This is a genomic window from Pseudomonas sp. PS01303 (genome assembly GCF_029959385.1).
GTDB lineage: Bacteria > Pseudomonadota > Gammaproteobacteria > Pseudomonadales > Pseudomonadaceae > Aquipseudomonas > Aquipseudomonas rustica.
On sequence record NZ_JASCPK010000060.1, the window covers coordinates 23,448 to 33,254 of the forward strand.

A 9,807-nucleotide genomic window follows, 5' to 3' on the forward strand; every position below is an offset into this window, starting at 1 on the left:
GTCAGAAACCGCTGGCCGTCATCGCGATTATCATTCAGGAGACTGGGCGCCCTCCTCCAGTTCCAGCATCAGTCCGCTGAGGCGTTTGACCTTGCGTTGTACGGCCTCTTCAAATACCCCGGCACGCGGCTCGATCAGGGTGAACCAGTGCTTGGCGCGGGTGATTCCGGTGTAGATCAACTCCTTGGTCAGCACCGGATTCAAGGCATCCGGCAGGATCAACGCGGTGTGGGCGAACTCAGAGCCCTGAGATTTGTGTACGGTCATGGCGTACACGGTTTCTACATCGTTGAGTCGGCTCGGCAGGACGAAACGCACGCCGCCCTGACCGTCATTGCGCGGAAACGCCACGCGCAGCACCGGTTTGCCGGCGTCGGGCCCTTCACGTTCCGGCAGTTTGAGGGCGATGCCGATGTCGCCGTTCATCAAGCCCAGACCGTAATCGTTGCGGGTCATCAGCACCGGCCGACCTTCGTACCATTGCTGGTCGTGCTCGATCAGCCGCACCTTGAGCAACGCGGCGGTGATGCGCTGGTTCAAACCTTCAACGCCCCACGGGCCTTTGCGTACCGCGCACAACAACTGGAAGGTGTCGAACGCCTGCAAGACGTCGCGGGCCCAGAGAATCCAGTCCGGATGTTCCAGCGGTTTGCCAGATGCAGGGCGTTGATTGCGCAACACGCTCAGGTAATGCCGATACCCCTGCGGGCCCTCGCCATGACCGTCGAGCAACAGCCGCTCCAGTTTGTGATCGTGCTCACCCTTGAGCGGCAGCGAAAACACATCGTCATAGTGCCCCGCCGCGAGCAATTGCCGCGCCTCTTCCGGGAGCTGCTGATTGACCCGACGCGCCAGTTGACCGATGCCGCTGCCTTCACCGAAACGCCGCGAGTGACGCAACATCACCACTTGCTGAGCCAGCGGATGCGAGCCGTCGAAATCTTCGTGCAGACCACTGTCCTGCAACGACTCACCGCTGACCGACTCCAGCCATTGGCGGGTTTGCCGGTTGTACCAACCACCCTCGGCATCGCGGCACAGATCACCCAACACCGCACCTGCCTCCACGGACGCCAACTGATCCTTGTCGCCGAGCAACACCAGTCGCGCATGGGCCGGCAAGGCGTCGAGCAGATTGGCCATCATTTCCAGGTCGATCATCGAGGCTTCGTCGACCACCAGCACATCCAGCGGTAGACGATTACCGGCGTGATGGCGGAAATGTCGGGTGCCCGGACGACTGCCGAGCAAACGGTGCACGGTAGTCACGTCGCAAGGGATTTTCGCCCGCACGTCTTCGCTGACTTTCAGCGATTGCACTTGCTGGCTGATCGACTCGGTCAAGCGTGCGGCGGCTTTACCGGTGGGCGCTGCCAGGCGAATGCGCAACGGATGGCCAGCCTCCACCGCCGGCGCCTGCAGCAGCGCCAGCAAACGCACGACAGTGGTGGTTTTGCCGGTGCCGGGGCCGCCGGTGACGATGCTGAAGGCACCGCGCGTGGCGAGCGCACAAGCGAGCTTTTGCCAGTCGATCACCTCGCCGGACTTGGCTGAACCGAACAGTTCATTGAGTCGCTGCGGCAGATCGGCCGGCGTCGTTTCGGATTGGGCGAGACGCTGGCGCAACGCGGAATCGATACGCCGCTCGTAAGCCCAGTAGCGCCGCAAGTAAAGACGCTTCGAGGACAACACCAGCGGGCGTTGCTGAGCCGCCTCACTGGTATCGGCAGCCAGGGCGACCAGAGCGCTGCCAGCCAGAGCCTTGCACCAATGAGCACCGTCGAGCGCCTCAAGCAATTGCGAAGGCAGCAACAAGACGCCACCCTGCACATCGCCTTCGGGCGGCAATGACAGCGCAAAATCCGGCGCTTTGAGGGTTTCAAACAAATCCAGACAAACGTGACCATGGCCGAGTTGATGGCTGGTCAGTGCGGCCGCGAGCAACACCAGCGGATCAGTGTCCGGTTCGAGCTCATGCAGAAACGCGACGAATGCCTTGTCCAGTGCACGCAGCCAGCCGCGCTCGACCCAGCGGGTAAGCAAGAGCAACAAGTCTTCGGCACGGGTCAGCGGCGAAAGTCTCGACAGGCTGTCGGCGGCCAAAGGCGTCGGCAGAAGATCGGCGAAGGTGCGGCTCATAGCAAGACTCCCTGTTCCCACGCGGGTTCGGCCTTGGGCTCGGGTTTGCCCTGAAACAGCCGATCCAGACGTTCGATCAATTCACGGGGTGGCCGGGCGAAGTACACCCCGCGACTGTCTGCGCGGGTGCCACGCAGGAAAAGATAAAGCGCACCACCGACATGCCGGTCGTAGTCATAGTCGGGCAACCGCGCCTTAAGCTGACGGTGCAAGGCCAACAGGTACAAGACGTATTGCAGGTCGTAACGGTTGTCGAGAATCGACCGCTCCATGGCTTGCTCGGTGTAGGCGAAATCATCGACGCCCAGCCAGTTGGATTTGTAGTCGGCCACGTAGTAACGGCCATCGTGTTCGAAGGTCAGGTCGATAAAGCCCTTGAACATGCCGTTGAGCTGCACAGGTTCGGCAGCCACCCGCGCCACGCCATTGTGGGTGTGCTGACGTACCAGCTCATCGAGTTTGAGCACATCGACTTTATGGCTGGCGAACCAGAATTCCATCTCGACGCGATACTGCGTTAACTGCTCAAGCACCACCGGCGGTTGGCCGGCGCCGATCGGCAGCGGCGATTTGAGGAGGTGTTGCAACCAGTCGCTCAACGTGGTGATCCAGCCTTCCCAGCCGCGCAGGTTGCAACGCCGGCCGATCGCGTCTTCCACGGCTTTGGGCGTGACGGCGAAACCGTCATCCCCTGCCCACTCCAGCAAACCGTGAAGGAATGTCCCGGGATTGGGGCCACGCGGGAAGCGATGGATATCGGCACCGCCGGCGATGATTTCGCGTGGTGCATCCGGATCGAGGCGTTCGTCATCGAAGAGCTTTTGCGCCTGCGGACTGTCCGGCGCCTCATCGCTGCCGACGCTCAAAACGTCGCTGATGCGTAGCGCACTGTACGAGGCGATCCACCAGTTCTCGCTGGCCTTGCGCTTGGGCACAAGCGTGGCGCTGAGAACCGCTTCGTTGCGCGCAGGTTCGTAATGTTCGGCGCTGGCCGGCGGCATTTCACCGACGCTGATCGCCGGGCAATCCTGCTGCAAATCTCGCAGCCAGCTATTCAAACCGCTGGACTCACCCAACGACGCACCACCGCCCAATAAATAGCCCAGCGCTGAAAGGTGCAGCACCGAACTGTTGTTATTGCCGCGTTTTAGATCGGTCACGCCCAACCAGCAGGCGTGTTGCGCACGCGTCAGCGCTACATAAAGCAAACGCAGGTCTTCAGCCAGACGCTCGTCATCGGCCAGCGCAATCAGCTCGAGCGTCGGCTTCAGACTCAATTGAGCGTTGCCTGTCGCGTCGTGGTAATGCAGCGGCAAGCGGCTACCGTCGACCGGTTTGGCCGAGCAGATGAACGGCAGGAATACTAAAGGATATTCCAGGCCTTTCGACTTGTGGATGGTCACCACTTTGACCAATTGCTCATCACTTTCGAGGCGCAGAATCTGTTCTTCGCCGGCCTGCCCGGACAAGGCCAGCAGCTCGGCCAGATGCCGGATCAGCGCTTGTTCGCCGTCGAGTTCAGCAGCGGCTTGCTGCATCAATTCGGACAAGTGCAGCAGGTTGGTCAGCACGCGCTCGCCATCACTGCGGGCAATCAATGTCTGCGGCAAATGGAAGTCATGCAGCAGACGCCGCAGCATCGGCAGCACGCCCTGTTTGCGCCACAACTCGCGATAGCCACGGAACTGCATGACGCGGGATTCCCACACCAGTTCGTCCTGATTCAGACGCTCCAGTTCGGCCAGCGGCAGGTTCAGCGTGATGCAGGCCAGCGCGGCTTTCAGAGAACGTTCAACGTCAGGCTCGGCACAAGCCTTGAGCCAAGACAGCAAGTCTCGGGCTTCCTGCGCAGCAAACACGGAATCCTTGTCGGACAGATAAACGCTGCGCACGCCACGGGCGGCCAATTCACCACGAACGGCCTGCGCCTCTTTGCCGTCACGAACCAGAATCGCGATATCGGAAGGACGCAGGCCTTTGAAGTCTTTGCCATCCTGCACAAATCCGGCCTGACCGGTTTGCCCGCCATTGAGCAACGCGGTGATTTCACTGGCGCAGGCGGCAGCCAACTGTTGGCGATACACCGCGCCGGACAACGGCTGATCGCTGGACAACTGCCAGACGTTCAGCGCCGCGACTTCCTGCCCGGCAATCTGCAGATGCTCCTTGCGGCCTTGCGAGTCGACGGGTTGAAACGGTACCGGGTTCTCGCCACTTTTCTCGCGGAACAAAAACGCGCCGCGTCCCAGCTCGCGGGACTCGGCGCGTTCGAATACGTGATTGACCGCTTTGACCATGCCGTGGCTGGAACGGAAGTTGGTGCCCAGGGTATGCAAGCGGCCGGTCGTAGCCTTGCGCGCGCGCAGATAGGTATAAATGTCCGCACCACGGAAGGCGTAGATCGCCTGCTTGGGATCGCCGATCAGAAACAGGCCAGTGTCAGGACTGTTTTCCTCGATGCGATAGATGCTTTCGAAGATGCGGTACTGCACCGGATCGGTGTCCTGGAATTCGTCGATCAGCGCTACCGGGAACTGCTCGCGAATCAGCGTTGCGAGACGCTCGCCACCTTCTGATTGCAGCGCAGCATCGAGGCGCAAGAGCATGTCGTCGAAGCCCATTTCGGCGCGGCGACGCTTCTCTTCTTCGAAGCGCGCGCCCACCCATTTCGCGGCGTGCTGCAGGACGGCGGCGTCTGGCGTGGGCAAGCCATCCAGACTCGACTTGAGTGCGGGCATGGCATCCAGCCCCGGATGACTCGGGGCCTGACCTTTCCACGCTTCGGCCATGCCGTCGGGGGTCAGTCGGGTGAAGCCGGTGCCGATATCCAGTTGCTCCATGGATTCATCTTCGGCCCAGCTATTTAGCTTCTCGAACCAAGGTTCAAAGTAGCGCGCCTGCATCTTGCGACCGTCGACGGTTTTGCTGGCAACGCCTTGATGACAGATGGCGAGCAACTCATCGGCCCACTGCCGCCAAGGCATTTTCAGCTCGACCAATGCTGCGCGACGCTCCAGCAAGCATTCCTCGATCAGCTCGGCGGGCGCCTTGCCTTCGTCGCTGTCGCGCTCGCTGGCGAACAGTCCACGGACACGCGGCAACAGCGCTGCCGGCCCACCCCAATTGTTGCGAACCCAGTTCAGCGCATCGCCCTGCATCGGGTAGCAGAACAGCCGCCAGTAATCGCGCAGTACTTCGCCGAGCAGATCACTGTGATCGGTTTCCAGCGATTGAGTAAACAGGCTGCCGCTGTCGAATGCGTGCTCGCGCAGCATGCGCTGGCACCAACTGTGAATCGTCGAAACGGCGGCTTCATCCATCCACTGTGCGGCGATGTCGAGGCGATTGGCGCAGCCGGGCCATTGTTGTGGCTCGAACTGTTCGCGCAGTTCGGCGATGAGCGCGTCGGGCGCCGGCGTCTCGTCGCGGAAGAATCGCGCAGCTTCGGCCAGACGCGTGCGGATCCGCTCGCGCAGTTCTTTGGTCGCTGCGTCCGTGAAGGTCACCACGAGAATTTGTGGTGGCAGCAGGTCGCGACCGAAGCCATTGGTGTCGCCGCCGTGACCAAGGATCAGCCGCAGATAGAGTGCAGAAATGGTGAACGTCTTGCCGGTGCCGGCGCTGGCTTCGATCAGTTGGCTGCCGTGCAGCGGGAAGGCCAGTGCCAGTGGAGTTTTGCTGCTCATGCGCGCGCTCCTTCACTGGACAACGAACGCCAAGGCGCTTCCAGCAGTGGCCGATAGAGCGCGTCGCACCAACCAGAGAATGTCTCATCAGCGAGCAAGGCATCGAAGTCGGCAAACTGTCGAGACAAGGCCGGGCTTTCGCGGCGCTCACCTTCACTGGTCTGGCCGTCACCTTCGTACGCTTTGCGCGCGGCGGCTTCGGCCTTGAGTGGGTCGGTCTGGGACAGCCAGGCGAACGCCGTTTTTACTGCAATCGGCAGCGGTTGGCGCATGCCGGTCTGCCAGGCGAGCAGTAGATCGCTGAGGATGCGAACCGCGCGGTCTTTTTCCATGGGCTCCAACAGCAGTGAATCGTCACTGGCCACCAGCGCTGTGGTTAACGAAAGTCCGCTGGCACAGGCCACCAGATGGTTGACCCACGGCTTGGTCAGACGATGCCATTTGCGGCTTTTGATCGAGCCAATACTGTTGGGAATGGTTGTGACCGACAGCAGGCCACCATCGGCGCGCTCATGCAAACCCGAGAGCCAGCCTTCAAGGCGCAAGCCCTGCAATTCAAGGCTGATCGGAATTGCGCTGGTCAGCGGGGTCGGCCACAACGTCAGCAGTTGTTGGTAGCGTTGCAGCAAGTCCGGCAGCGGCTCGATCAGCTCGCGTTGCAGGCATTCGCCAAAACCGGCCATTGGCAGCAGACCACTGTTTTGCAGGCGACGGGCCTGAGATTCGAGGGCCTGATCGATATTGTCCGGCTGCCTCATTGCGGCTTCGAGCAGACTGTCGCTGAGCGTGTAGCGCTGCAAAGCGTCGAGCACGAACGGCTCTTCGTCCGCGAGCGGCGCCTCGGCGGCTTCGAAATAGACCTTGAGGCGCTGGGTGAAAAAGTGTCGAACCGGGTTGCGCAAGAAGTCCTGTAACAGGGCGAGGGTCAACGGTTCCTCTTGGACATAGGGCGCAAGCAGTTCCACAGCGGTTTGAGATCCGTGCTGTTGGTGCAGCACCTGCCATTCGCTGGCATAGCTGAAGAGCTGATCGCCCTCATGAAAATAGCGCGAACTGAACGGTTGCAACGGATGCTCCTCGGTCATGGCGCTCAAAATATCCTGGGTCTCGTCGAGCAATCGCCAGCCGCTGGCGAGGTGATCGCGTAACTGGCCGATCAGCACCGAAGCAGGCCGCTCGCTGTTGTCGCGAATGCTGCGGCCGACCCAACTGATGTAGAGCTGATTGCGCGCTGACAGCAATGCTTCGAGCAACAGATAACGGTCATCCTCACGCCGCGAACGGTCGCCGGGACGGTAATCGCTGCCCATCAAATCGAAGTCGAGCGGCGGTTGTGCACGCGGATAATCGCCATCGTTCATCCCCAGCAGGCAGACCAGTTTGAACGGGATCGCACGCATGGGCATCAGCGTGCAAAAGTTCACCGCACCGGCGAGGAAACGCTGCGATAAACGCCCCTGATCCAGACCGGCGAGCCAGGCTTCACGGACGACAGTCAGCGGTAACTCATCGTCGAGACCGACGGCCTCGCACGTCTCCAGCCAGGTTTCGCGCAGTTCTTCGAGTTGGGTAAGCAAATAGTCGTCATGCTCGTTGCTGGCTTTGAAGAACAATTGCATCAGCGCCTGCAACCGGTAGCCCCACTCTTTGGGTTGAGCCGGTTGCATCAATTCCTGACGAGCGAGTTCCAAGGCATCGAGTAGTGCCACCAATGGCCCGATCAACGCGGCGTCCAGTCCGCCGATTTCATCATAGGGTTCGATACCGGCACAGGCATTCGCACTGCCGACGGCGTAACCCAGCAGCATCCGGCGCAGGCCGAAGTGCCAGCTGTTCTGCTCCAGCTCATCCGGCAAACCGAGGCCTGCGCGTTGTTCGGCGCTCATGCCCCAACGCACACCGGCGCCTTCGATCCAGCGATGCAGCGTCGGCAGGTCGCGTTCTTCCACACCGAAACGAGCGCGCAGTGCAGGAACGTCGAGCAGGTCGAGGATTTCGCTGACGGGGAAGCGGCTGTCTGGCAGCTTTAGCAGATGCTCGACTGCAATCAGCAAGGGGTCACGGCCGCGTTGGCCCTGATCCGCCAAGGTGAATGGAATGAATCGCGGATCATGGCGATCAAGCTGGCCGAATACGGCGCGGATGTGCGGCGCGTAGCTGTCGATGTCCGGCACCATCACGATTACATCACGGGGACGCAGATCGGGATTGGCACTGAAGCGTGCGAGGAGTTGGTCGTGAAGGATTTCCACTTCACGCTGGGCGCTGTGAGCAATGTGAAAACGGATCGATTGGTCGTGTTTCAGATCTACAGCTGGCCAGAGCTCGCGTGTCTCGTTGAGCGGGCGCAGTTCGAGGATGTCGTTCTGGAGTTGGTTGAGCAGGTTCTCGGGTTGCGTGTCGCTAAACAGGTCGATGCGACCGTCTCGGAAAGCCGCGCGATAACTGTTGGGATCGTCGTAGCTGTCGAGCAGGTTGATGTAGTCGCGGCCCTGCTTGCCCCATGCAGCTAGCAGCGGATGGGCGTGTTGGTGCAAAGCGTCCGGATCGAGTACGACGGGCATACCGCTCTTGCGTGCCTGGCGTTTGTACTGGTGTCGCAGCAGATCCTTATCGGCAACGATATCGGCCCAATGGTGGCGACATGGATTGTGCACACAAAGCAGAACCTGACTGAAACGTGCGAGCCCGGCCAATGCTTCGAGCACTTGAGCGGGCAACGAAGAAATCCCGAAAACGATCACTCGCGAGGGCAGGCCGGCGGGTGCCTCTTTAAGGGTGTTGATGCGCTCGATAAATCGTTGATGAACACCGGCGCGACTTTGCGCCATGCCTTGTTCACCGACATCTTCCAGCAGCGCACACCACAGTTCAGCCTGCCAGCAGCTCGCGGGCGCCAGTGGCTTTATTTCACCTCGGACATTTCGGATTTGGTGCAGTCCTTCGGCCCAATCTTCGAGCCAGTCGGCCCGATAGACCTGGTACTGGTCAAAGAGATCCGCCAGTCGCTCGGACAACTGGTAACGCTTACGCAAGTCAGTGTCGTGAGTGAGGAAGCGTTGCAGCGGCTCGAAATGCGGGCGCTCGATCACTTGAGGTAGCAAGCGCATCAGGCGCCAGGTCAGCGGGGCTTTATCGAGCAGGGATTTCGGTGGGATTTCATCACGGCCCAACACCATCCGGTACAGCTGCCACATGAAGCTGCCCGGCAGCTGCACATCGATAGCAGCGGCAATACCGCAGCCACCGAGGTCGTCCTCTTCAGGGTCTTCAGCCAAGGCCAATTTGAGCCACTGGGCGATGCCGTTGCTTTGTACGAGGGCAATTTCGTTTTCCAAGGGCGCCAGTGGATAGCGCCGCATTATGCTGATCACCAGGCTGCGCAGTTCGTCCAGGCTATTGCTTTGAACCACCATGAATGCAGCGTTGAGGGACTGGGCGCCCGGCATAAAGGATTCCTTGGAAAAGTGCGAAAGCCAGGGCAGAACCTTAGCATTGTCAGCAGGTTGTGACAGCCGGACGACGCCGTTGAATGCTGTAGGAACTTTCCTGCGGGCAAAACAAAACCCCAACTGCTTTCGCAATTGGGGTTTCGGAATTTAATCTTGACGATGACCTACTCTCACATGGGGAAACCCCACACTACCATCGGCGATGCATCGTTTCACTGCTGAGTTCGGGATGGGATCAGGTGGTTCCAACGCTCTATGGTCGTCAAGAAATTCGGGTACTGAGTCGTGGCCAGTTGGCCTCGCTTCAGCAAATTGGGTATGTGATAGCTTTCGGTGTTTGTGAACATCGAACTTTCGGTTCGTTTCGTCTTCACACACCGCAATCTGATGCTCTTTCGAGTAGTCAAATTGCTTGGGTGTTATATGGTCAAGCCTCACGGGCAATTAGTATTGGTTAGCTCAACGCCTCACAGCGCTTACACACCCAACCTATCAACGTCGTAGTCTTCGACGGCCCTTCAGGGAACTCA

General features: G+C 60.1%; 3 protein-coding genes and 2 rRNA genes. All 5 read right to left on the reverse strand.

Translation table 11 applies throughout. From position 1 onward, the window contains the following. Positions 1 to 30: 30 nt before the first annotated feature. A complete protein-coding gene (gene recD, locus QMX93_RS17135) occupies positions 31 to 2,139 on the reverse strand; it encodes an exodeoxyribonuclease V subunit alpha (RefSeq protein WP_282357263.1) in 2,109 nt (702 codons plus the stop codon). Further along, positions 2,136 to 5,825 (reverse strand): exodeoxyribonuclease V subunit beta, encoded by a 3,690-nt coding sequence (gene recB / locus QMX93_RS17140; RefSeq protein WP_282357265.1) that lies wholly within the window; start codon positions 5,823 to 5,825, stop codon positions 2,136 to 2,138. Before recB ends, recD begins: the two co-directional genes overlap by 4 nt. After that, positions 5,822 to 9,274, reverse strand: coding sequence for an exodeoxyribonuclease V subunit gamma (recC, locus tag QMX93_RS17145; RefSeq protein WP_282357267.1), 3,453 nt, complete (start codon positions 9,272 to 9,274; stop codon positions 5,822 to 5,824). The genes recB and recC overlap by 4 nt, the downstream gene beginning before the upstream one ends. A 154-nt stretch (positions 9,275 to 9,428) precedes the next feature. Next, positions 9,429 to 9,544 (reverse strand): 5S ribosomal RNA (rrf, locus tag QMX93_RS17150). Positions 9,545 to 9,700: 156 nt separating this feature from the next. Continuing rightward, positions 9,701 to 9,807 (reverse strand): 23S ribosomal RNA (locus QMX93_RS17155); the annotation flags it as partial.